We start from the raw sequence: 21,841 nt of genomic DNA on the forward strand, positions 1-21,841 counted from the left end.
CGTTTGGTGCACACTGGCCTGAATCCGCACCACGTCAGGGAGCGCACCGTGATCGAAACCAACGGAGAGCGACCGTACTGCCAGGCTCACGTCGACCCGCTCGCCGGGCTGCGCACCCCTCACGACCCGCCCTGGGACGTCTACCTCACCGGCACCGTCTTCCTCGACATCATCTTCACCGGGCTCGACAGCGCCCCGGTGCGCGGGACCGAGTCCTGGGCGCGCGGGATGGGGTCGAGTCCCGGCGGCGTCGCCAACATGGCGACCGCGCTCGCCCGTCTCGGCCTCAAGACCTCCCTGGCGGCGGCCTTCGGGGACGACCACTACGGGGAGTACTGCTGGGACGCCCTGGAGCAGGGCGAGGGCATCGACCTCGCCCCGTCGCGCACCGTGCCCGGCTGGCACTCGCCGGTCACCGTGTCGATGGCGTACGAGGGCGAGCGGACGATGGTCAGCCATGGGCACGAGCCGCCGCCGGAGGAGCCGGCCCCGGAACACGCCCCCCGCGCGCGTGCCGCCGTCGCCTCGCTGACGCCCGGCACGCGCGCGCAGTGGATCGCCGAGTCCGCGCGTGCGGGCACCCGGATCTTCGCGGACGTCGGCTGGGACGACACCGGGCGCTGGGACCTGGCCGGGCTCGCGGACCTGGAGCACTGCGAGGCGTTCCTGCCGAACGCGGACGAGGCGATGCGGTACACCGGGGCGGACTCCCCGCGGGCGGCCGCGCACGCGCTGACCGAGTACGTTCCGCTGGCCGTCGTCACCCTGGGCGCCGAGGGCGCGTACGCAGTGGACGGCCGTACGGGGGAGACCGCCGAGGTTCCCGCGATCGCCGTGGAGGCCCTCGATCCCACCGGCGCCGGTGACGTCTTCGTCGCCGGGTTCGTGATGGGCACCCTCGCCGACTGGCCGCTCGCCGACCGGCTGGCCTTCGCCGGGTTGACGGCCGCGCTCTCCGTCCAGGAGTTCGGCGGTTCCCTCTCGGCGCCCGGCTGGGCCGAGATCGCGGCGTGGTGGCGCCGGGTCCAGTCCGTCGACGACCAGGATCCGACGGCCTTGCGCCGGTACGCCTTCCTGGAGAGCCTGCTCCCGGAGGTGACCCGCCCGTGGCCGCTGCGGCGGGCGGTCCCGACCATCGGCTTCCGCCGCTCGGCCTGACGCCCCTGCCCGTCCGGTCCTCCCCGGGGCGGGGATCCGCCCCAGGACAGGGACCCGCGCCGAAAAGCCCTACGGCACTGTCACCCCACCGTCGTACTCTTGGAGACGCAAGGCTGCCCCCGTGGCAAGCGTGCCGATCAAGGAGGAAAAGCAGGCCTACAGAGCCGGCCCATGACTCAGACACCCACAGCTCACAGCCCCGCTCAGGGGCAGGCACGAGCGCATTTCACCGTCCCGGCCAAGCACCCCATGGTGACCGTGCTGGGTTCCGGGGACGCGCTGCTACGCGTGATCGAGAAGGCCTTCCCGGCGGCCGACATCCACGTCCGGGGCAATGAGATCAGTGCGGTCGGCGACGCCGGTGAAGTGGCTCTCGTCCAGCGCCTGTTCGACGAGATGATGCTGGTGCTCCGCACCGGGCAGCCGATGACGGAGGACGCAGTGGAACGCTCGATCGCCATGCTCAGGGCGAGCGAGAACGGGGAGGGCGACGGTCAGGAAACCCCTGCCGAAGTGCTCACGCAGAACATCCTGTCCTCGCGCGGCCGCACCATCCGACCCAAGACGCTCAACCAGAAGCGGTACGTCGACGCCATCGACAAGCACACCATCGTCTTCGGCATCGGCCCCGCCGGCACCGGCAAGACGTACCTCGCCATGGCGAAGGCCGTACAGGCGCTCCAGTCCAAGCAGGTCAACCGGATCATCCTCACCCGCCCCGCGGTGGAGGCGGGCGAGCGGCTCGGCTTCCTGCCCGGCACGCTCTACGAGAAGATCGACCCCTACCTGCGGCCCCTCTACGACGCGCTGCACGACATGCTCGACCCGGATTCCATCCCGCGGCTCATGGCGGCGGGGACCATCGAGGTCGCGCCGCTCGCCTACATGCGTGGTCGCACCCTCAACGACGCCTTCATCATCCTGGACGAGGCCCAGAACACCAGCGCCGAGCAGATGAAGATGTTCCTCACCCGCCTCGGCTTCGACTCGAAGATCGTGGTCACGGGCGACGTGACCCAGGTCGACCTGCCGACCGGTACGAAGTCGGGGCTGCGCCAGGTCCAGGACATCCTGGAGGGCCTCGACGACGTCCACTTCTCGCGGCTCACGTCCCACGATGTCGTACGGCACAAGCTGGTCGGCCGTATCGTCGACGCGTACGAGAAGTACGACAGCGAGAACGGCACCGAGAACGGCTCCCACAAGAGCCGCGGCAAAGCCGGCCACAAGGGGAAGTAGACAAGCGAGCACCATGTCGATCGACGTCAACAACGAGTCCGGAACCGAGGTCGACGAGCAGGCGATCCTCGACATCGCCCGCTACGCACTCGCGCGGATGCGCATCCACCCGCTCTCCGAACTCTCGGTGATCGTCGTGGACGCCGACGCCATGGAGCAACTGCACATCCAGTGGATGGACCTGCCGGGGCCCACCGACGTCATGTCGTTCCCGATGGACGAGCTGCGGCCGCCGTCCAAGGACGACGACGAGCCCCCGCAGGGACTCCTCGGCGACATCGTGCTCTGCCCGGAGGTCGCCGAACGGCAGGGCAAGGAAGCTCCCACACAGCACTCCATGGACGAGGAACTGCACCTCCTCACCGTCCATGGAGTGCTGCACCTGCTCGGCTACGACCACGAGGAGGCGGACGAGAAGGCCGAGATGTTCGGCCTCCAGGCCGCCATCGTGGACGGCTGGCGCGCGGAGAAGGGCATGACGGGTCCCTCTCCGGCCCCGACCGTGTCATGAGTCCTCAGCTCGTCATCGGCGCCATCGCCCTGGTCGTGGTCGCCTGGCTCGCCGCCTGCGCGGAGGCGGGCCTCGCGCGCGTCTCCAGCTTCCGCGCCGAGGAGGCCGTACGGTCCGGGCGGCGCGGCAGCGCCAAGCTCGCCCAGGTCGCCGCCGACCCGACCCGCTATCTGAACGTGGCGCTGCTGGTGCGCGTGGCCTGCGAGATGGCCGCCGCCGCGCTCGTCACCTACGCCTGCCTGAAGGAGTTCGAGCAGACCTGGGAGGCGCTCGTCGTCGCCATCGGGGTCATGGTCCTCGTCTCATACGTCGCCGTGGGCGTCTCGCCGCGCACCATCGGCCGCCAGCACCCCCTGAACACGGCGACGGCGGCCTCGTACGTCCTGCTGCCGCTGGCCAGGATCATGGGCCCGATCCCGCCCCTCCTCATCCTCATCGGCAACGCGCTGACCCCCGGCAAGGGCTTCAGGCGCGGTCCGTTCGCCTCCGAGGCCGAGCTGCGCGCGCTGGTCGACCTCGCCGAGAAGGAGTCCCTGATCGAGGACGAGGAGCGCCGCATGGTGCACTCCGTCTTCGAGCTGGGCGACACCCTCGTACGGGAGGTGATGGTGCCGAGGACCGACCTCGTCGTCATCGAGCGGTACAAGACCATCCGCCAGGCCCTCACCCTGGCACTGCGGTCCGGCTTCTCGCGCATCCCGGTCACCGGGGAGAACGAGGACGACATCGTCGGGATCGTGTACCTGAAGGACCTGGCCCGCAAGACGCACATCAGCCGCGACGCCGAGTCCGAGCTGGTCTCGACGGCCATGCGGCCCGCCACCTTCGTGCCCGACACCAAGAACGCGGGCGATCTCCTGCGCGAGATGCAGCAGGAGCGCAACCACGTCGCCGTCGTCATCGACGAGTACGGCGGCACGGCCGGCATCGTCACCATCGAGGACATCCTCGAGGAGATCGTCGGCGAGATCACCGACGAGTACGACCGTGAGCTGCCGCCCGTCCAGGACCTCGGCGAGGACCGCTACCGGGTGACCGCCCGTCTCGACATCGGCGACCTCGGGGAGTTGTACGGCTTCGAGGCGTACGACGACGAGGACGTGGAGACGGTCGGCGGGCTGCTGGCGAAGGCGCTCGGGCGGGTCCCGATCGCCGGGGCCTCCTCGGTGGTCGAGCTGCCCGACGGGCGCGAGCTGCGGCTGACCGCCGAGGCGGCGGCCGGACGCCGGAACAAGATCGTCACGGTGCTCGTCGAGCCGGTCGGCCCGGCGGACCCGGAGCCGTCCGAGGAGGAGAGGAAGCCGGAGTGAAACCGCAGCAACTGCGCGCGTTCTGCCTGTCCTTCAACGCGACCGTCGAGGACTTCCCCTTCGCCCCGGACATCTCCGTCTTCAAGGTGCTGGGCAAGCTCTTCGCGCTGACCCGACTGGACGCGCGCCCGCTCACGGTCAACCTCAAGTGCGACCCGGAGGACGCGGTCCGGTTGCGCGGCGAGCACCCGGGGCTGATCGTCCCGGGCTATCACATGAACAAGCGGCACTGGAACACGGTGACGGTGGACGGCGAGCTCCCGGACCGGCTGGTCCGGGAGCTCGCCGAGGACTCGTACGATCTCGTCGTCGCCGGTCTACCGAAGGCCGAGCGCCTGCGCCTCGACCGGGCGTGAGCGGTCGCGGCCCAGCCCGGTCGCGACCAGCACCGCCGCCGCCAGGACGATCACCGCGTCCAGGGCGAGAACCGTGTGGACACCGGCCAGCAGGTCGCTGGACGTCGTCGCCAGGACACCCAGCAGCGGGATGCCGATGGTGATGCCGACCTGCTGGGTGGAGGTCACCAGGCCGGTGGCCAGACCCTGCTCCTCGTCGGGGACGCCCGAGGTCACGGTCAGGCCGTACGAGATGATCGCGCCGAGGTGGCACATGCTGGCCAGCGAGATCGCGGCGGTGGCGAGCCAGACCGACCAGGTGTGGGCGTTCAGCAGCACCAGCGCCGCCACGAACAGGCCCTGGCCGGCCAGTGAGCCGACCAGCGTGCGGCGGGCGCCGAAGCGGCCGATGACCTTCGGGGCGTACACCCCGGCGACGGCCGACATCACGCCCTGGACCCCGAAGACCAGCCCGGTCTCGAAGGCGGACAGGCCGAGGGTCTCCTGCAGGTACAGCGTCAGCACGAAGACGACCGTCGACATCATCGAGAAGGTGACCAGACCGCCCAGGTTGCCCCACGCCACCGTGCGGCGGCGCAGCATGGGAAGGCTGACGAGCGGGGCGTGGGCGCGGGACTCGACGTACACGAAGGCGGCGAGCAGGAACACACCCGAGGCGAGCGTCGCGATGACGTCCGCGCCGCCGAAACCGCGCTCGGCGGCCGTCGACAGGGCGTAGATCAGGGCCAGCAGGGCGCCGGTCACGGTGATCGCGCCAGGGACGTCCAGGCGGGGGCGGTCGGGGGTGCGGGACTCCGGCAGCAGGCCAGGCGCCAGCGGCAGCACGATCAGCGCGAAGACCGACAGCAGGCCCATCGTCGAGCGCCAGCTCAGTACGTCGGTCAGGACGCCGCCGGCCACCATGCCGACCGTGAAGCCGAGGGACAGGAGCGTCCCGGAGATGCCGAGCGCACGGTCACGCGCCGGGCCCTCCGGGAACGTCGTCGTCAGCAGCGACATGCCCGTCGGCACGATCGCCGCCGCGCCGAGGCCCTGCAACGCCCGCCCCGTCAGGAACGACGCCGGGTCCCAGGCGAAGGTCGCCAGCAGCGAGGCCGTACCGAAGAGGGCGAGGCCGGTCAGGAAGAGCCTGCGACGGCCGTACAGGTCGCCGATGCGGCCGAAGAGGAGCAGGAAGCCGCCGGACGGCAGCGCGAAGGCGGTGACCGCCCACTGCAGTGCGGACTGGCTCATGCCCAGGTCCCGGCCCAGCACGGGCAGCGCCACGTTCAGCACGGAGAAGTCGAGCGCGACCATGAACTGCGCGGCGCACAGCACGAAGAGGACGAGTTTGTCGCGGGTCGACAGCCGGGTGCCGAGCGGGGAGTGGGGAGTTGGGGAAGCGGATGTGGTTTCGGTGGTGTCGATCGCCATGGCAAGAGCGTGCGGCCGTCGGAATATCCGTGGGGAGCGGCAACTTATGCTGGTGGTCGCACCACCAGTCACCAACAGGGGGCTTCACACGTGACGGAGGACGCGCTCAGGACCCAACGACGGCGTGAACTGCGGAACTTCCTGATGAGCCGTCGGGCGAGGGTGTCACCGGCGCAGGCCGGACTGCCGGACGGCGGGGCCCGCCGCCGCACGCCCGGGCTGCGCCGCGAGGAGGTCGCCGTGCTCGCGGGCGTCGGCGCGTCCTGGTACCAGTGGCTGGAGCAGGGGCGGGACATCTCCGTCTCGCCCCAGGTGCTCGACGCGGTCGCCCGCGTCCTGCGGCTCAGCAACGCCGAGCGACGCCACCTCTACCTGCTCGCCGGGCTGAACCCGCCCGCGCCGGAGGTCGCCCCAGAGGTCCGCGACATGTGCGACGGGCTGCGGCGGCTGATCGACACGTGGATGCCGTATCCGGCGCACATCATGGACCCCTACTACAACTGCGTCATGTACAACGAGGCCGCCGGGATGGTCCTCGGCATGCGGCCCGACAACACGCAGAACTGCGTCATCGACTTCTTCACCGACCCGCTGTACCGGGGGCAGTCACGGACCTGGGAGAAGAACGCGCGTACGGTCGTCGCCCAGTTCCGTGCCTCGTGCGCCGCGGCACCGGACGACGCGGGATACCAGGAGGTACTGGATCAACTCCGCGCCGCCTCAGCGGAGTTCGCCGCGCTGTGGGAGGAGCGGGACATCGAGGACGCGGGGCAGATCCGCAAGGAGCTCGACCATCCGCTCGTCGGGCTGCTCGCCGTCGAGTCCACCGCGATGAAGGTGCCGGCACGGCCCGACCTCACGATCGTGCTGCACACGCCGCTGCCGGAGGCGAACACGGCGGCGAAGCTGGAGTGGCTGGCCTCGCCGGAGGGCCGGCGGGGCTCGATGTACCCCGTGGCCGGGTAGGCGCCGGTGGGCGGGTGCGTGCGTGCGGCTCCCGATCCCTTCGTATGCTCTGAACATGACCGACAGCAGCGCGCTTGACCCCGAGGACCGCAAGATCGTCACCCTGGCCCGTTCCGCGCGGGCGCGCAACGGGGTGCCGGAGGGGGCGGCCGTACGTGATGAGACCGGCCGCACGTATGTCGCGGGGAGCGTGGATCTTCCGTCCCTGCGGTTGAGCGCGTTGCGCACCGCGGTGGCGATGGCGGTGGCGTCCGGGGCGAAGTCTCTTGAGGCGGCGGCGGTGGTGTCCGAGGCGGGGGAGGTCTCTTCGGAGGACCGGGCGGCGGTCCGGGACCTCGGTGGTGCGGCGACGCCGGTATTGCTGGCGGGCCCCGACGGCACGGTCCACCTGACGACGCCCGCAGGCTGAGCCCGCGTTTTTCGCCCCCGCCGCCCCTACCCGTCCCATCCTCACTTGGGGGCTCCGCCCCCAGACCCCCGATCGGCCTGAACGGCCTCGTCCTCAAACGCCGGACGGGCTGAAAATGCGTGGCGAAGCCCCGCTTCAGGGGCGCGGGGAACTGCGCGACCAGCCCCCACCACCCGCAGCCGAAGAACCCACCCGGGGGTCCGGGGGCGGAGCCCCCAGGTTGAGGATGGGACGGGTAGGGGCGGCGGGGGCGGAAACCTCTTAGAAACCGAGCTTGCGGAGTTGGCGAGGGTCTCGTTGCCAGTCCTTCGCGACCTTCACATGGAGGTCGAGGAAGACCGGCGTACCCAGCAGCGCCTCGATCTGCTTGCGGGACTTGATGCCGACCTCCTTCAGGCGCTTGCCCTTGGGGCCGATGATGATGCCCTTCTGGCTGGGGCGCTCGATGTAGACGAAGGCGTGGATGTCGAGGAGGGGCTTGTCGGCGGGGCGGTCCTCGCGGGGGAGCATCTCCTCCACCACCACGGCGATGGAGTGGGGGAGCTCGTCGCGCACGCCCTCCAGCGCCGCCTCACGGATGAGCTCCGCGATCATGACCTGCTCGGGCTCGTCGGTGAGGTCACCCTCCGGGTAGAGCGCCGGGCCCTCGGGAAGGAGCGGGACGATCAGGTCGGCCAGCAGGTCCACCTGCTTGTCGCCGACCGCCGACACCGGCACGATCTCCGCCCACTCGAACCCCAGCTCCTGACCGAGCTGATCGATCGCGATGAGCTGCTCGGCGAGCGTCTTGCTGTCCACGAGGTCGGTCTTCGTGACGATCGCGATCTTCGGCGTCTTCTTGATGGACGCCAGTTCCTTCGCGATGAAACGGTCACCCGGACCGAGCTTCTCGTTCGCGGGGAGGCAGAAGCCGATGACGTCGACCTCGGCCCACGTCGTGCGCACGATGTCGTTCAGACGCTGGCCCAGCAGCGTGCGCGGCTTGTGCAGACCAGGGGTGTCGACCAGGATCAGCTGGGCGTCGGGGCGGTGCACGATGCCCCGTACCGTGTGCCGCGTGGTCTGCGGCTGGTTCGCGGTGATCGCCACCTTCTGGCCGACCAGAGCATTCGTGAGGGTGGACTTGCCCGCGTTGGGGCGGCCCACGAAGCAGGCGAAGCCGGCGCGGTGGGGAGCCCCTGAGGATTCCGGCGGCTCGGATGACTGGGTACGAACGCTCATGGCGCCCATTGTCCCTGATCCACAACCCCGCGCCGTACCCCATCTGCCCTGGACCGCTCCCGCGCGACCCCCGTGAGGTTTCGGAAACCCCCACGCAATACGAAACACGCCGGAAACGCACACGTGCACAACCGGAAACGCGAGCCCGTGACGCTCTGACGACGCCCCCGTACCCGGGAGAACCGAGGAGTGCCGTCCGTGGAGACCGTGGATACCGTGAACCTGGCTGCCGCCCCCCATCTCGACACCGGCGACACCGCCTGGCTGCTCGCCGCCACCGCGCTCGTTCTCCTGATGACGCCGGGCCTGGCCCTTTTCTACGGCGGCATGGTCCGCACGAAGAGCGTCCTCAACATGCTGATGATGAGCTTTGTGTCGATCGCCCTGGTCACCGTCGTATGGCTGGCGGGCGGTTACTCGCTCGCCTTCGGGGACGACGCCTTCGGGGGGCTCATCGGCGGGCTGCGGCACGCCGGCATGAGCGGTATCGGGCCGGACAGCGTGCACGGGACCGTCCCCACCCTCCTCTTCGCCACCTTCCAGCTCACCTTCGCGATCATCACCGCCGCGCTGATCAGCGGGGCGATCGCCGACCGGGCGAAGTTCGCGGCGTGGCTGGTGTTCGTGCCGGTCTGGGCGCTGCTCGTATACGTTCCCGTCGCGCACTGGGTGTGGGGGCCGGGGGGCTGGGTCCTGGCGAAGCTGGGGGCGCTGGACTTCGCGGGCGGGCTGCCGGTCGAGATCACGTCCGGTGCCTCCGGTCTGGCCCTGTGTCTCGTCCTCGGTCCGCGGCTCGGCTTCAAGAAGGACGCCATGCGGCCGCACAACCTGCCGATGGTGATGCTGGGCGCGGGGTTGCTGTGGTTCGGCTGGTTCGGCTTCAACGCGGGATCCGCGCTCGGAGCCAACGGACTCGCCGCCGCCGCCTTCCTCAACACCCTCGCCGCCGGCTGCACCGGTCTGCTCGGCTGGCTCTTCGTCGAGCAGAAGCGCGACGGCCACCCCACCACCCTCGGCGCCGCATCGGGCGCGGTCGCGGGTCTGGTGGCCATCACCCCGTCCTGCGGATCCGTGTCGCTGCTGGGCGCGCTGGTCGTCGGTCTCGCCGCCGGTGTCGTCTGCTCGTACGCCGTGAGCTGGAAGTTCAAGCTGAACTACGACGACTCGCTGGACGTCGTCGGCGTTCACCTGGTCGGCGGCATCATCGGCACGGTCCTCATCGGGCTCTTCGCCGACGCGACGATGACGGGTGGCGCCGAGGGGCTGCTGTACGGCGGTGGGTTCGGGCAGCTCGGCAAGCAGCTGGTGGCGGTCGTGGCCGTGGGGGCGTACGCCTTCACCGTCACGTACGGCATCGGGAAGGTGCTCGACAAGGTCATGGGGCTGCGGGCGGACGAGGACCACGAGCACACCGGCCTGGACCTTACGGTGCACGCCGAGACCGCTTACGATCACGGGGTCCTGGGCCACGGCGCCCCGGTCTCCTCGTCCGTCCCCACCGCTCAGAAGGCCAAGGCCCAGGCATGAAGCTCATCACCGCCATCGTGAAGCCGTACCGTCTCGACCAGGTCAAGACCGCTCTCCAGGAGCTCGGCGTGCACGGGCTGACCGTCACCGAGGCCAGCGGGTACGGGCGCCAGCGCGGCCACACGGAGGTCTACCGCGGCGCCGAGTACCAGGTCGACCTCGTCCCCAAGGTCCGTATCGAGGTCGTCGTCGAGGACACGGACTCGGAGGCCGCGATCGACGCGATCGTCAACGCCGCGCAGACGGGGAAGATCGGCGACGGGAAGGTGTGGGCCGTGCCGGTCGAGACGGTCGTACGCGTACGGACGGGCGAGCGCGGCCCCGACGCACTCTGAGCCACCGCGGGCGGGTCCCGCCCCTGCGGGCGGTGAGCGGCCACGGGCCGGTCCCGCCCCTGCGCGCCCTGATCACCACCACGGCGGCGACGAGCCCCGCGCCCACCAGCACCGCCATCAGCCACGGCAGCGCGAGGAACGACGTGCTCGCGGACTCACGGGTGCCGGGCGCGGTGGCCGTCAACGTCACGTCGCCCCAGTCGAGTTGGGGCGCCCCGTGCCATGGCTCGGTCAGCCGGACCCGTTGCCCCGGCAGCAGCTCGGAGGGGATCTTCGTGAGCTCCCGGGACAGCAACGTACGCCCGAACAGGCCCTCGGCCCGCAGCCGCACCTTCGGGTTCAGGGTCACGTTCCCGGTGTTGTGGAGGGTGTACGAGATGGTGGCGCCGCTTGCGCCGAGGCCTGGGACCAGGGGCTGGTGGTGGCTGATGCGGACCTTCTCGACGGCGAGGGCGGGGACGGTGGGGCCGCCGACCCGGAGGTAGATCCGGGCGCCGACCGCGCGTTGCACCGCCACCGCGGACGTCGCCGCGTCCCCGCGGTCGAGGCGCTCGTCGAGTGCGACCAGCGCGCCCGGATGGTCGCCGGGTTCGGCCTTCTCGGGCACCCGGAGGGTGAACGGCACGGTCACCGAACCATGCGCGGGCACCGTCACCCGGGAGCGGGCGGGGTGCGCCCAGGCGCCGACCCCGCGCTGCTTCTCCTTCACCGTCCGCACCGCGAACCCGCCGTCACGCGCGGTGTTGTACGCGTCGGCGGCGTACAGCCGGAAGGTCAGCGGGGCGCCGGTCTTGTTGGCGACGGTGACCTTGTCCCGGAGGGTCTGTCCGGGGTCGGCGGAGAGGTAGAAGTACGGGCGGGCCGCGATCTTGGTGGAGACGGGGTAGACGGACCAGCTGCCGTTGTCGGCCGCGTACGAGGCGGGCGAGGCGAGCGCGAGGAGGAATGCGGAGAGGAATACGGACAGGATGAGGACGTACAGCTTGCGCATGGGTGCGGACCCCCGCTGACGTGGTGGACAGGCCCTGGGTGGACGGGCGGGTGCGCGCCCGGCCACCGGGGTGCGGAGGGGTGGATCAGGTGAGCGTCAGCGTGAGCACGCCGGAGTAGGAACCCGGCGGGGTGAACGTCGGTACGTCCAGCGAGAGCCCGGCGTCGACGGTGAACTCACCACCGGTGAGCGCCCCGTTGGGGGTGGACGCCAGCGTCGCTCCCGCACCGCCCACCGTGCCGGACGAACCGGCCTGGCAGGTGCTCGGGCTGCCCGCCTTGGTCGCGCAGGCGGGGGTCCAGCTCAGCTTCCCGGCATCGATTTTGGCGCCGGGACCGGTGAAGTCGGTGACCTTGCCGGTCAGGGACCAGCCCGCGGGTCCGCCGCGGAAGTCCTTGACGGTCACCGTCTGCAGGGCCCCGGTCGAGGCCCCGCCCTTGCCGAAGTCCACCGCCGAAAGCTGGACGGCGTCCCCGGCCTGGGACATCGACAGGGATCCCGCCTTCACCGTGGTGGTGAGTTTCTGGGAGCCCGCGGGGATCGGAGTGTCGTCGACGACCACGTACGCCGTCGGCCCCGCTCCCTTGGTGTCGCTCCAGCTCGCGCCCTCGTACGCCACCACACCGGTCGTCGTCTTGTCGTTGACGGCCAGTGTGCCGTTGATGGAGCCCTGCGCGTCCGCGGTCGTGGTGGCCGTGTCGGCGGTCTGGGTGGCCCCCGACCGTCCGGCGAGGGTCACGCTCGCGCCCGGGGTGAAGTTGCTGCCGGTGACGGTCACGCTGTCACCGGGCTTCCCGGAGGCCGAACCGAGCGAGATGGCACGGTTGTTGGTCTGGGTTCCGTCCGTCGCGGTGATCGTCCCGGAGACCGGGGCGGGCGGGTTGGTGACCGTGCAGGGGGTGTCCAGCTCCAGGATGTAGCTGGTGTGGATGTTGTAGTCGCCGGGCGCGAGGGTGATGGCGCCCGGGCTGGTGACGGTGAAGGTGCCCGTCATGCTGAACCCCGGGAAGGGCGCGTTGCCCGCCACCGGGTCGTTCTTCCTGGGACCCGCGACCGTGACGTCCCCCGTCTGCGCGCCGCCGAGGGCGACCTTGCCGGTGGGCGTCATGATGTCGGCGGGCAGCGCGAGGGCGGTCGGGTTGTTCGCTGCGGGCGTGACCACCTTGTACGTCACGGTGACGGTGTCACCGACCTTGGGACTGGGGTTGTCCACCGTGATGATCGCGGTGGTGGTGCCGTCGATCGGCGGGATGCCCGCGATCGCCGGCGGGATGCAGTGCGTGGCGAAGTCCACGTTCTGGGAGTCCGCGGCCGCGGCGCTTGCCGGGGCCGCCAGCGCGCCTCCCGCGGTGACCGCCAGCGCGGTCACCCCGAGCAGTGCCGCCCAGCGGCGTCTTCGGGCGTGCGAACCCCTGGTTCCCCTGTGCGTTGCCATGTGCCCCCTCCTGAGGGATGCGGGCGCAGCGGCTCGTCTGCGCCGACAGGGGGCCATTGATGTGCGGGTTGTGTGAGAAGTCAATGGAGGGCCCGGACGGTAACTGATGGGCCATCAGGTCATGTCAATATCACCAACTGATCTCCCCTGTAGGTCAGTTGGTTGTGTCCGGGCAGTACGAGGACCGGTGCCGCCGCGCGCTGGCGACACCGGTCTTCACGTATGTGCCGTGCCGGGGCTCAGCTGAAGACGAACGGGCCCGGTGACTGCGCCGCGCTCGCGGTGCACGTGATGGTGATGCCGAAGACGACCATCTTCAGCGACCCCCCGTACGCGTCGAGGCTGTCGCCTGAGGCGACGGTGCCGCTGAGCGGGCCGACGGTGACCCCGCCGCCCAGCGGGATGGCGGGATTCTTCGTGCCGGTGAACGCGACGGTGCCGCCGCCGGTCTTGGCCATCGTCAAGGTGGAGGCGATGGAGTCCTTCGCCAGCGCGATCGGGGCGGTGATGGAGGTGGAGCTGAGGGTGATGGTCGCGGCCGTGCCGGTCTGGGTGGCGGTGAGGGTGGCCGCGCCACCGCCGCCGATCGTGCAGGTCGCGTTGATGGTGGCGGTGAGCGGGGTGACGGCCGCGGCGGTCGGCGCGAGGGCCAGTCCGGTCGCGGCCAGGGTGCCGGCGGCTAACGCCGCGGCGATTCCGAGTTGCTTGCGTTTCATCGGGTTCCCTTCCCTTGTACGGGAATTGCCATGTGGGGATGGAGGGACGGAACCGTCTGCTCAGAGGCCGGGGCCGGGCCGGGCACACGGACGCGTCACCGGTGAACGCCGGTGCGGGTGCGGAGAGATGTGTACACGGACCGTCCGCGAGCGGGGTGCGGGACGCCAGCGGAGGCGTATCTGACGGTCCGTCGGAACTTGCGGTTCCATTGATGCGCGAGCGGCTTGGGATTGCAAGGCACGCCGGGCGGTTTCTTCAAGGGTTGTCGAAAGTGGCCGAAGTTCGTCCCCTTTCCCGGCCGGCCCGCTACTCCGCCAGTTCCGCGATCAGCGCCGTCGCCACCGGCCGGAACCCCAGGCGGCCGTACATCCGCGCCACGTCCTCGTCCCCGGCCGACAGGAACACCGTGTCGACGCCCCGCTCCCGTGCGTCGGCCACGAGGGCGGCCGTGACGCCGTACGCCAGCCCGCGGCGGCGCGCGGTGGGCAGGGTGCCGACGCCCGCGATCTCGCTCACGGGACCGACGGGCAGGTGCATCCCGGAGCAGACCACGACCCCGTTCTCGACCGCCGCGGCCAGTACGGTGCGGCCCGCGCGGACGCGGTCCGCGGCGGCGGGCAGCTCACCGGCGCGGGCGGTGATCTCGGCGGCCAGTTCGGCGGGCCCGGCCTCGCCCACCGCCGTGCCCGGCGCCGCGAACGCCACGTGCGGCACCGCCAGCGCGCCCGCCAGGGAGGCGTCTTCGGGGTTCAGGACGCGGACGAGGGGATGCGGCTCGGGCAGCGGCGTGTCCGCGTCGCGGATCATCAGGGGATGCGCGTGGACCCGTAGCCCCGTCGCCTCGACCGCCTCCCGCAGGCCCGGCGTCACCTCCGCCACCCACTCGAAGGCCTCCGGCACACACAGCTCCCGCTGCCGCGCCCGCACCCGCTCGACGTCCTCGGCGGTGGCCGCCGGGCCCGTCCAGCCCAGGGTGGGGCGCGCGTAGTACGGCCAGCCCGTGGCCTCCCGGACGAAGAGGGTGAGCGGGCCGAAGTCCTCGGCCCGCGCGGCGGTGCGCGGTACCGAGTCGTAGTAGCGCTCAAGGCGGTCGAGGGGCGCGTGCACAGTCGTCATGGCGCCATCCAAGAGGAACACCGATGCCGGTCGCACCCGAATTCAGTCGACCCCCCTGATCCGCCCCACCAGCAGCGCCCCCGCCAGCCCGATCACCGCCGCCACCAGGTACAGCACCCGGTAGCCGCCGAGATACGTCACGATCGGCGCCGCCAGGGCGGGGGCGGCGACCTGGGGGAGGGCGTTGGCGACGTTGATGACGCCGAGGTCCTTGCCGCGGTCCAGGGCCTTGGGCAGGACGTCCGTCATCAGGGCGAAGTCGACGGAGGTGAAGACACCGAAGCCGATGCCGAGGACCGCCGCCGCGACGAGCGCGCCCGGCCAGGTCTGCCACCCGGAGAGGACCGCCGTCGCCACCGCCATGAGCACGCCCGACCAGATCACGAACGGCTTGCGGCGGCCCACCCGGTCCGACCACACCCCGCCGACCACGACCGTGGCGAGGAGGGTGACGCCGTTGACCGCCGTCAGGATCAGTACGCCGTTCTCGGGGTCGTCGTAGTGGAGCCGGTCACGGAGGTAGTAGAGGAGGTAGAGCAGGACCAGGGCGTTGCTCAGGTTGATCAGGAAACGGGTCAGCCAGGCCCAGGCCAGGTCCGGGTGGCGGCGCGGACTCAGCCAGAAGGAGGCCGCGAACGAGCGCCAGGACCAGGCGGGCCGGGCCGCGGCCGGCAGCCGCAGATCCTCGTAGCGCAGTACGTACGGCAGTACGCCCACCAGCGTGAACACCGCGCACGCTGCGTAGCCGCCGCCCACACCCCCCGCCGCCGTCGCGAGGCCCGTTCCGCCCACCACGCCCAGGATCTGCGCGGCGCCCAGCCAGCCGCCCACGGAGCCTCGCTGGAGCCGCGGCACGCGGTCGGGGACGGCCGCGGTGATCGCGGCGAAGGCGGCGTTCAGGGTCAGCTGGACCAGGCACCAGCCGGCCGCCATCGTCCAGACCCCGCCCGCGCCCGCCAGGAGCAGCAGGGAGAGGGCGCCGCCCGCCGCGCCCGCCACGATCCACGGCGTACGGCGGCCCCAGCGCGCCGTCGTCCGGTCGGACAGCGCGCCGAAGAACGGGTTGGCGAACAGCGACACCACCGCGCCCGCGCCCGTGACCCACGCCAGCATCGTCTCCTTCGACATGCCGGTGCCGGGCGCGAAGTCCTCCGCCTGGGAGGCCAGCAGGATCTGCAGCGGGCCGTACCAGCCCACCCAGATCGCCCCGTTGGCGAGCGAGAGCGCCGAGGTCCAGCCCCGGCCGACCCGCTCCACGGGCTCGGCCAGCGCCCCCACGTTCGCGACGGGGTCCGCCGCCGTCATCCCCGCGCCCGCAGCGCGTCGCGCAGCCAGCCGTACGACGCCTTCGGGGTCCGCTTCAGCGTGTCGTAGTCGACGTGGACCAGACCGAAGCGCCGCGCGTACCCCTCCGCCCACTCGAAGTTGTCCAGCAACGACCACACGAAGTACCCGCGAACGTCCACGCCCTGTTCCGACGCCCGGTGCAGCGCCCGGACATGGCCGTCGAGGAACGTGATCCGCTCCTGGTCGTCGATGCCCTCGTAACTGCAGCCGTTCTCGGTGATGACGACCGGCGGAAGGCGGTCCCCGTAGCGCTCGCGGAAGCCCACGAGCAGCTCGGTCAGCGCCTCGGGGACCACCGGCCAGCCGAAGTCGGTGACCGGGTAGCCCTCCAGTTCCCTTACGGAGAAGGGGAGTTCGGCGGGCAGGGTCAGTCCGCTGAACTCGATCTCCGCGCCCTCGGGGGCGCCCACCTTGGTCGGCTGGTAGTAGTTGATCCCGTACCAGTCGATCGGCTCCGCGATGACCTTCAGGTCCGCCTCGACGTCGCCCGGCATCAACTCCCCGATGCCCTCGGGGTAGTGGCCGAGAAGCAGCGGGTCCGCGAAGAGGCGGTTGAGGAGGAGGTCGTAGAAGTCGGCGGCCTGCACGTCCTCGGGCTGCCGCGAAGCCGCCCAGGTCGGGCCGTGCGAGTTGGCGATGCCGATGTCCGTGACGCCGGCCGCGCGCAGGGACCGGACGGCGAGGCCGTGGGCGAGGAGCTGGTGGTGGGCGACCGGCAGCGAGTCGAACAGGAGCTGCTTGCCGGGGGCGTGGGCGCCGAGCGCGTGGCCGAGCAGAGTGTGTTCGGCGGGCTCGTTGAGGGTGATCCACTTCTTGACGCGGTCGCCCAGGCGCGCGGCGACCGTGCCGGCGTACTCGGCGAAGCGCTCCGCGGTGTCGCGGTTCAGCCAGCCCCCCGCCTCCTGCGACTTCAGTGGGAGGTCCCAGTGGAAGAGGGTCGGTACGGGGCGGATGCCCGCCGTGACGAGCGCGTCCACCAGGCGGTCGTAGAAGTCGAGGCCGCCGGGGGAGTTCACACGGGGCCAGGAGATCGAGAAACGGTACGCGTCCACGCCGAGGTCGGCGAGGAGGGCCACGTCCTCGGGGTAGCGGTGGTAGTGGTCGCAGGCCACGTCCGCCGTGGAGCCGTCCTTGATGTGGCCGGGCTCGGCGGTGAAGGCGTCCCACACCGATGGGTCGCGTTCGTCCGCGGCTCCCTCGATCTGGTGGGCCGAGGTGGACACGCCCCAGAGGAAGCCGGGCGGGAACTGCGGTAGGGGGTTCGTCGCCATGCGCGCGATCATCCTTACCGGCAGTAAGGGAAGTCAACGGGTTGGTGTGAACCGGGAGTTACGGCTTCTTGGGGCGCCAGGGGAGGGGCGGTGCGGAGTGTTTCGCGACTGCGGGGCGGTGGGGGCTGGGCGCGCAGTTCCCCGCGCCCCTAAAAGATCAGGACCGCGCCCCTCGCTTCGAAAGCTAGGCGCCCTCCTTCAGGACCCTCGAAATCAGACTTCGCTGTTCCTCCGTAAGTCTCGGGTCGGCGGCGTAGACCGTCTTCCCGTCCACCGTGATCTCGTAGCTGAAGCCGTCGGGGACCCCGGCGGGGCGCGTGCCCTGGCCGGAGGCGATCGCCTGCTCGGCCAGGGCGTGCCACTGGTGGGCGTCGGGGCGCCCCGAGGTGTCCACCTCGGCATGGCGCTCGATGCCCGCGAATCCGCCCGTGCGCCTCACCTGAATACGCATGGGTCCTGTCTAGTACTAGTCGGACGCCGAAGCTACGACGTCGGCACCCCGACCTGTTCCCAGGCCTTCGTGACGGACTGGAGCTCCTCGCCCTCGCCGTACCGGCTCCTGGCCTGGGCGACGGTGAGCCCCGCGAAGTCGGAGAAGCTCGCCTGGGACTGGAGCTCGCCGCCGGTGAGGACGTCGTACCAGATCTGCCCGGCGCGCTCCCAGGCGTGGCCGCCGAGGGCCTGGGCGACCAGGTAGAAGGCGTGGTTGGGGATGCCGGAGTTGATGTGGACGCCGCCGTTGTCGCGGCCGGTCTTCACATAGCCGTCCATCGTCGCGGGCTGCGGGTCCTTGCCGAGCGCGTCGTCGTCGTACGCCGTGCCGGGCTCCTTCATGGAGCGCAGCGCCTTGCCGGTGACGCGCGGGGCGAGCAGGCCCGCGCCGATCAGCCAGTCGGCGTCGGCGGCGGTCTGGCCGAGTGTGTACTGCTTGATCAGCGAGCCGAAGACGTCCGACATGGACTCGTTCAGGGCGCCCGGCTGGCCGAAGTAGGTGAGGTTCGCCGTGTACTGGGTGACGCCGTGGGTCAGCTCGTGGCCGATGACGTCGACCGGGATGGTGAAGTCGAGGAAGATCTCGCCGTCGCCGTCGCCGAACACCATCTGCTCGCCGTTCCAGAAGGCGTTGTTGTAGTCGACGTCGAAGTGCACGCTCGCGTCGAGGGGCAGGCCCTCGCCGTTGATGGAGTTGCGGGCGTAGGCGTTCAGGTAGAGCTCGAAGGTGGCGCCCAGCCCGGCGTAGGCGCGGTTGACGGTGGCGTCCTTGCCGGGCTTGTCGGCCTCGCCGCGGACCTTCTTGCCCGGCAGGTCCTGGTGGTGCTTGGCGTCGTAGATGGTGCGCTGCGGCTTGTCCGCGGGCGCGCCCTGGGGCGGGGCCAGGGCGGGCGCGCCGATGACCGTGGTCAGCCGGCGGTGGGTGCGCTCGAAGGCGTCGCGCTCCAGGGTGCGGCGCGCGGGCCCGGAGAGCGAGGGGTCCTCGTGCTGGGCCAGCGTGTCGAGGACGTGGGGCGGCACGATGGTGCAGAAGACAGGCTCGAAGCCTGCCGGGTTCGCGGTCATGCCCGGCACAATTGCACTGAGTGACGCCACTGTCACTACTGGCGACCAAGATCGTGTGAAATGCGGCGATAAGGATCCTCGGAGTCCGCTCGTCAGTGGTATGAGGCCTCACTCTGAGTGGCGTGCCGCACTTTTTGTCTGTTTTCTTCCTTATGTGGTCGGGATCCCGCATACTGATACAGCCCTCCGGAGAGAGTGAGGCTCGGCTAGGCTGCGGAGCATCATGCGTATCGGGCTGCTTCTCCTTAGCTGCCGCGGCGAGGGCCTGTAGTCGAGGCCGACCCCCTCCCCGCGGAGTTCGGCGTTGCGCCGTCGGCCGTCCTTCCGGACACCCTCTGAGGAGCCCACGCATCATGCCGAACTTCCAGCAGTCCACCTCTATGCCGGTTCACAAGTACGGCAAGTACGAGCAGGTGGACATCCCGGACCGCACCTGGCCGGACAACCGTGTCACCGTCGCCCCCCGCTGGCTGTCGACGGACCTGCGGGACGGCAACCAGGCACTCATCGACCCGATGTCCCCGGCCCGCAAGCGCGAGATGTTCGACCTGCTCGTGAAGATGGGTTACAAGGAGATCGAGGTCGGCTTCCCGGCCTCCGGACAGACCGACTTCGACTTCGTCCGTTCGATCATCGAGGACGAGACCGCGATCCCGGACGACGTCACGATCTCCGTACTGACCCAGGCCCGCGAGGACCTGATCGAGCGCACGGTGGAGTCCCTGATCGGCGCCAAGCGCGCCACGGTCCACCTGTACAACGCGACGGCCCCGGTCTTCCGCCGGGTCGTCTTCCGCGGCTCCAAGGACCAGATCAAGCAGATCGCCGTCGACGGCACGCGGCTGGTCATGGAGTACGCCGAGAAGCTGCTCGACGAGCGGACGACGTTCGGCTACCAGTACAGCCCCGAGATCTTCACCGACACCGAGCTGGACTTCGCCCTGGAGGTCTGCGAGGCCGTCATGGACGTCTACCAGCCCGGCCCGGGCCGCGAGATCATCCTCAACCTGCCCGCCACGGTGGAGCGTTCGACGCCGTCCACGCACGCGGACCGCTTCGAGTGGATGTCGCGCAACCTGTCCCGCCGCGAGTACGTCTGCCTGTCCGTCCACCCGCACAACGACCGGGGTACGGCCGTCGCCGCCGCCGAACTGGCCCTGATGGCCGGCGCCGACCGCATCGAGGGCTGTCTGTTCGGCCAGGGCGAGCGCACCGGCAACGTCGACCTGGTCACGCTGGGCATGAACCTGTTCTCGCAGGGCGTCGACCCGCAGATCGACTTCTCGAACATCGACGAGGTCCGCCGCACCGCCGAGTACTGCAACCAGATGGAGGTCCACGCCCGCCACCCGTACGTCGGCGACCTCGTCTACACCTCCTTCTCCGGCTCCCACCAGGACGCCATCAAGAAGGGCTTCGACGCCATGGAGGCGGACGCCGCCGCGAAGGGCGTCACCGTCGACGACATCGAGTGGGCCGTCCCGTACCTGCCGATCGACCCGAAGGACGTCGGCCGCAGTTACGAGGCCGTCATCCGCGTCAACTCGCAGTCCGGCAAGGGCGGCATCGCGTACGTCCTGAAGAACGACCACAAGCTGGACCTGCCGCGCCGGATGCAGATCGAGTTCTCGAAGATCATCCAGGCGAAGACGGACGCCGAGGGCGGCGAGGTCACCCCGAAGGACATCTGGGCGGTCTTCCAGGACGAGTACCTGCCGAACCCCGGCAACGCGTGGGGCCGTATCCAGGTCAAGGCCGGCCAGACCACGACCGACCGCGACGGCGTCGACTCGCTGACCGTCGAGGCCTCGGTGGACGGCACCGACACCGTCCTGACCGGTACCGGCAACGGTCCGATCTCCGCGTTCTTCGACGCCCTGCAGTCCGTCGGCATCGACGTACGCCTCCTGGACTACCAGGAGCACACGATGAGCGAGGGCGCCTCTGCGCAGGCCGCCTCGTACATCGAGTGCGCGATCGGCGACAAGGTCCTGTGGGGAATCGGCATCGACGCGAATACGACACGCGCGTCGCTGAAGGCCGTGGTCTCCGCGGTCAACCGCGCGGCCCGCTGAGGACTTTGACCGGCACTTTCGGGGCCCCGTCCGCCTTTCGAGGCGGGCGGGGCCCCGTCGTATACCGGCCAATAGCCGTGGAGATCACGGAAAGGTCTCGTCCAAGGTACTGACTCCGCATCAACAATGTGGCTAACATCACGCCAGCGCGGCGATGTTGCCGCGGGGTTACGGAGGTGTGCGAGCGTGCTGCCAGGATGGGGACGAAACGGTCGTGCAGTGCAGATTTCCCGCATCCTAGGCACTCGTACCGCGTGGACCACCATGGGGGACGGCGAGTTCTTCTGCCCGGGCTGCGGGGGCGACCGCAACTACCAGCGGCTCACCGGCCGCCGCCGCTTCACCCTCCTCGGTGTCCCCGTCCTGCCGCGCGGCGACACGGGGCCCGTCGTCGAGTGCGCCGCCTGCGGTCACCACTACGGCGCGGACGTCCTCGACCATCCGACCACCACCCGCTTCTCGGCGATGCTCCGCGACGCCGTCCACACCGTCGCGCTCGCCGTGCTCGCCGCCGGCGGCACCTGCTCCCGTACGTCCCTGGAGACCGCGGCGACCGCGGTGCGCTCGGCCGGCTTCGACGACTGCACGGAGGACCAGCTCGGCGCCCTCGTCGAGGCGCTCGCCGCGGACACGGGCCGGATCTTCGGGGAGCCGTGCGGGGCGGGCCTCGCCATAGAGCTGCACGAGGCCCTGGACCCGCTGGCGCCGCACCTCGCCGCGACGGGACGCGAGTCGATCCTGCTCCAGGGTGCCCGGATCGCCCTGGCGGACGGCCCGTACACGACCGCCGAGCGGGACGTCCTCGCCACCGTGGGCGCGGCGCTGACGATCTGCGCGGACGACGTGACGCGACTGCTGGCGGCGGCGCGTACGCCGTCGTAGTGACG

At 70.6% G+C, this 21,841-nt stretch carries 21 protein-coding genes; 11 read left to right on the top strand and 10 right to left on the bottom strand.

Going from position 1 to position 21,841, the window contains the following annotated elements; genetic code table 11:
* The first annotated feature begins 48 nt into the window (after positions 1-48).
* The 5 genes from OG568_RS33415 to OG568_RS33435 all read left to right on the top strand — a co-directional run bounded on the left by OG568_RS33415 (position 49) and on the right by OG568_RS33435 (position 4,574).
* Complete coding sequence (locus OG568_RS33415; RefSeq protein WP_266414046.1) at positions 49-1,158, top strand: carbohydrate kinase family protein; 1,110 nt, start codon at positions 49-51, stop codon at positions 1,156-1,158.
* Positions 1,159-1,329: 171 nt separating this feature from the next.
* Entirely contained in the window at positions 1,330-2,397 is a 1,068-nt protein-coding gene (locus tag OG568_RS33420) for a PhoH family protein (protein WP_266414048.1), read from the top strand.
* Between the two features lie 13 nt (positions 2,398-2,410).
* A complete protein-coding gene (ybeY, locus tag OG568_RS33425; RefSeq protein WP_054235448.1) occupies positions 2,411-2,908 on the top strand; it encodes an rRNA maturation RNase YbeY in 498 nt (165 codons plus the stop codon).
* A complete protein-coding gene (locus OG568_RS33430; RefSeq protein ID WP_329534228.1) occupies positions 2,905-4,218 on the top strand; it encodes a hemolysin family protein in 1,314 nt (437 codons plus the stop codon). Before ybeY ends, OG568_RS33430 begins: the two co-directional genes overlap by 4 nt.
* Positions 4,215-4,574, top strand: a complete 360-nt coding sequence (locus OG568_RS33435; protein ID WP_329534229.1) for an MmcQ/YjbR family DNA-binding protein — start codon at positions 4,215-4,217, stop codon at positions 4,572-4,574. The genes OG568_RS33430 and OG568_RS33435 overlap by 4 nt, the downstream gene beginning before the upstream one ends.
* Here the strand turns inward: OG568_RS33435 and OG568_RS33440 are convergent.
* On the bottom strand, positions 4,536-5,987 hold the full coding sequence (locus OG568_RS33440) for an MFS transporter (protein ID WP_329534230.1): 1,452 nt from the start codon (positions 5,985-5,987) through the stop codon (positions 4,536-4,538). The genes OG568_RS33435 and OG568_RS33440 overlap by 39 nt on opposite strands.
* Positions 5,988-6,131: 144 nt before the next feature.
* Here OG568_RS33440 and OG568_RS33445 point away from each other — a divergent pair, with 144 nt between their 5' ends.
* On the top strand, positions 6,132-6,953 hold the full coding sequence (locus OG568_RS33445) for a helix-turn-helix transcriptional regulator (protein WP_443077900.1): 822 nt from the start codon (positions 6,132-6,134) through the stop codon (positions 6,951-6,953).
* A gap of 55 nt (positions 6,954-7,008) precedes the next feature.
* Positions 7,009-7,362 (top strand): cytidine deaminase, encoded by a 354-nt coding sequence (locus tag OG568_RS33450; RefSeq protein WP_329534233.1) that lies wholly within the window; start codon positions 7,009-7,011, stop codon positions 7,360-7,362.
* A 261-nt stretch (positions 7,363-7,623) separates the two neighbouring features.
* On the opposite strand, the gene era is transcribed toward OG568_RS33450, so the two are convergent.
* Positions 7,624-8,592, bottom strand: coding sequence for a GTPase Era (gene era / locus OG568_RS33455; protein WP_266582413.1), 969 nt, complete (start codon positions 8,590-8,592; stop codon positions 7,624-7,626).
* 207 nt (positions 8,593-8,799) lie between these two features.
* Between era and OG568_RS33460 the strand changes: the two genes are divergently transcribed.
* Together OG568_RS33460 and OG568_RS33465 are read left to right on the top strand one after the other, a co-directional pair.
* Positions 8,800-10,110: an ammonium transporter gene (locus tag OG568_RS33460; RefSeq protein WP_443077901.1), complete on the top strand. Its 1,311-nt coding sequence runs from the start codon at positions 8,800-8,802 to the stop codon at positions 10,108-10,110.
* Complete coding sequence (locus tag OG568_RS33465) at positions 10,107-10,445, top strand: P-II family nitrogen regulator (RefSeq protein ID WP_266624644.1); 339 nt, start codon at positions 10,107-10,109, stop codon at positions 10,443-10,445. The genes OG568_RS33460 and OG568_RS33465 overlap by 4 nt, the downstream gene beginning before the upstream one ends.
* On the opposite strand, the gene OG568_RS33470 is transcribed toward OG568_RS33465, so the two are convergent.
* The 8 genes from OG568_RS33470 to OG568_RS33505 all read right to left on the bottom strand — a co-directional run bounded on the left by OG568_RS33470 (position 10,339) and on the right by OG568_RS33505 (position 18,879).
* Positions 10,339-11,436: a WxL protein peptidoglycan domain-containing protein gene (locus OG568_RS33470; RefSeq protein ID WP_329534235.1), complete on the bottom strand. Its 1,098-nt coding sequence runs from the start codon at positions 11,434-11,436 to the stop codon at positions 10,339-10,341. The genes OG568_RS33465 and OG568_RS33470 overlap by 107 nt on opposite strands.
* An 85-nt stretch (positions 11,437-11,521) precedes the next feature.
* Positions 11,522-12,871, bottom strand: coding sequence for a beta-xylosidase (locus OG568_RS33475; RefSeq protein ID WP_329534236.1), 1,350 nt, complete (start codon positions 12,869-12,871; stop codon positions 11,522-11,524).
* A 239-nt stretch (positions 12,872-13,110) separates the two neighbouring features.
* Positions 13,111-13,587 carry a hypothetical protein gene (locus OG568_RS33480; RefSeq protein ID WP_329534237.1) on the bottom strand — a complete coding sequence of 159 codons (477 nt, stop codon included), beginning with the start codon at positions 13,585-13,587 and terminating at the stop codon, positions 13,111-13,113.
* 307 nt (positions 13,588-13,894) lie between these two features.
* Positions 13,895-14,704 carry a GNAT family N-acetyltransferase gene (locus OG568_RS33485; protein WP_329534238.1) on the bottom strand — a complete coding sequence of 270 codons (810 nt, stop codon included), beginning with the start codon at positions 14,702-14,704 and terminating at the stop codon, positions 13,895-13,897.
* Positions 14,705-14,746: 42 nt separating this feature from the next.
* Positions 14,747-16,009 (bottom strand): MFS transporter, encoded by a 1,263-nt coding sequence (locus OG568_RS33490; protein ID WP_329534239.1) that lies wholly within the window; start codon positions 16,007-16,009, stop codon positions 14,747-14,749.
* Positions 16,006-17,334: a GH1 family beta-glucosidase gene (locus OG568_RS33495; RefSeq protein ID WP_329534240.1), complete on the bottom strand. Its 1,329-nt coding sequence runs from the start codon at positions 17,332-17,334 to the stop codon at positions 16,006-16,008. Before OG568_RS33495 ends, OG568_RS33490 begins: the two co-directional genes overlap by 4 nt.
* Positions 17,335-17,506: 172 nt before the next feature.
* Positions 17,507-17,773: a protealysin inhibitor emfourin gene (locus OG568_RS33500; protein WP_329534241.1), complete on the bottom strand. Its 267-nt coding sequence runs from the start codon at positions 17,771-17,773 to the stop codon at positions 17,507-17,509.
* 32 nt (positions 17,774-17,805) lie between these two features.
* Complete coding sequence (locus tag OG568_RS33505; RefSeq protein WP_329534242.1) at positions 17,806-18,879, bottom strand: M4 family metallopeptidase; 1,074 nt, start codon at positions 18,877-18,879, stop codon at positions 17,806-17,808.
* Positions 18,880-19,232: 353 nt separating this feature from the next.
* On the opposite strand from OG568_RS33505, the gene leuA reads away from it, so the two are divergent.
* Both leuA and OG568_RS33515 read left to right on the top strand, forming a co-directional pair.
* On the top strand, positions 19,233-20,954 hold the full coding sequence (gene leuA, locus OG568_RS33510) for a 2-isopropylmalate synthase (protein ID WP_266582405.1): 1,722 nt from the start codon (positions 19,233-19,235) through the stop codon (positions 20,952-20,954).
* A 186-nt stretch (positions 20,955-21,140) separates the two neighbouring features.
* Entirely contained in the window at positions 21,141-21,836 is a 696-nt protein-coding gene (locus OG568_RS33515) for a tellurite resistance TerB family protein (protein ID WP_266414071.1), read from the top strand.
* Positions 21,837-21,841 lie beyond the last annotated feature (5 nt).

The organism is Streptomyces sp. NBC_01450, from assembly GCF_036227505.1.
Taxonomy (GTDB): Bacteria; Actinomycetota; Actinomycetes; order Streptomycetales; family Streptomycetaceae; genus Streptomyces.

Excerpts from the sequence above, each read along its gene's own strand:
- OG568_RS33420 (WP_266414048.1), top strand. The coding sequence starts at position 1,330 with ATGACTCAGACACCCACAGCTCACAGCCCCGCTCAGGGGCAGGCACGA.
- ybeY (WP_054235448.1), top strand. The coding sequence starts at position 2,411 with ATGTCGATCGACGTCAACAACGAGTCCGGAACCGAGGTCGACGAGCAG.
- OG568_RS33430 (WP_329534228.1), top strand. The coding sequence starts at position 2,905 with ATGAGTCCTCAGCTCGTCATCGGCGCCATCGCCCTGGTCGTGGTCGCC.
- OG568_RS33440 (WP_329534230.1), bottom strand. The coding sequence starts at position 5,987 with ATGGCGATCGACACCACCGAAACCACATCCGCTTCCCCAACTCCCCAC.
- OG568_RS33445 (WP_443077900.1), top strand. The coding sequence starts at position 6,132 with ATGAGCCGTCGGGCGAGGGTGTCACCGGCGCAGGCCGGACTGCCGGAC.
- OG568_RS33450 (WP_329534233.1), top strand. The coding sequence starts at position 7,009 with ATGACCGACAGCAGCGCGCTTGACCCCGAGGACCGCAAGATCGTCACC.
- era (WP_266582413.1), bottom strand. The coding sequence starts at position 8,592 with ATGGGCGCCATGAGCGTTCGTACCCAGTCATCCGAGCCGCCGGAATCC.
- OG568_RS33465 (WP_266624644.1), top strand. The coding sequence starts at position 10,107 with ATGAAGCTCATCACCGCCATCGTGAAGCCGTACCGTCTCGACCAGGTC.
- OG568_RS33470 (WP_329534235.1), bottom strand. The coding sequence starts at position 11,436 with ATGCGCAAGCTGTACGTCCTCATCCTGTCCGTATTCCTCTCCGCATTC.
- OG568_RS33475 (WP_329534236.1), bottom strand. The coding sequence starts at position 12,871 with ATGGCAACGCACAGGGGAACCAGGGGTTCGCACGCCCGAAGACGCCGC.
- OG568_RS33480 (WP_329534237.1), bottom strand. The coding sequence starts at position 13,587 with ATGAAACGCAAGCAACTCGGAATCGCCGCGGCGTTAGCCGCCGGCACC.
- OG568_RS33485 (WP_329534238.1), bottom strand. The coding sequence starts at position 14,704 with ATGACGACTGTGCACGCGCCCCTCGACCGCCTTGAGCGCTACTACGAC.
- OG568_RS33490 (WP_329534239.1), bottom strand. The coding sequence starts at position 16,009 with ATGACGGCGGCGGACCCCGTCGCGAACGTGGGGGCGCTGGCCGAGCCC.
- OG568_RS33495 (WP_329534240.1), bottom strand. The coding sequence starts at position 17,334 with ATGATCGCGCGCATGGCGACGAACCCCCTACCGCAGTTCCCGCCCGGC.
- OG568_RS33500 (WP_329534241.1), bottom strand. The coding sequence starts at position 17,773 with ATGCGTATTCAGGTGAGGCGCACGGGCGGATTCGCGGGCATCGAGCGC.
- OG568_RS33505 (WP_329534242.1), bottom strand. The coding sequence starts at position 18,879 with ATGACCGCGAACCCGGCAGGCTTCGAGCCTGTCTTCTGCACCATCGTG.
- leuA (WP_266582405.1), top strand. The coding sequence starts at position 19,233 with ATGCCGAACTTCCAGCAGTCCACCTCTATGCCGGTTCACAAGTACGGC.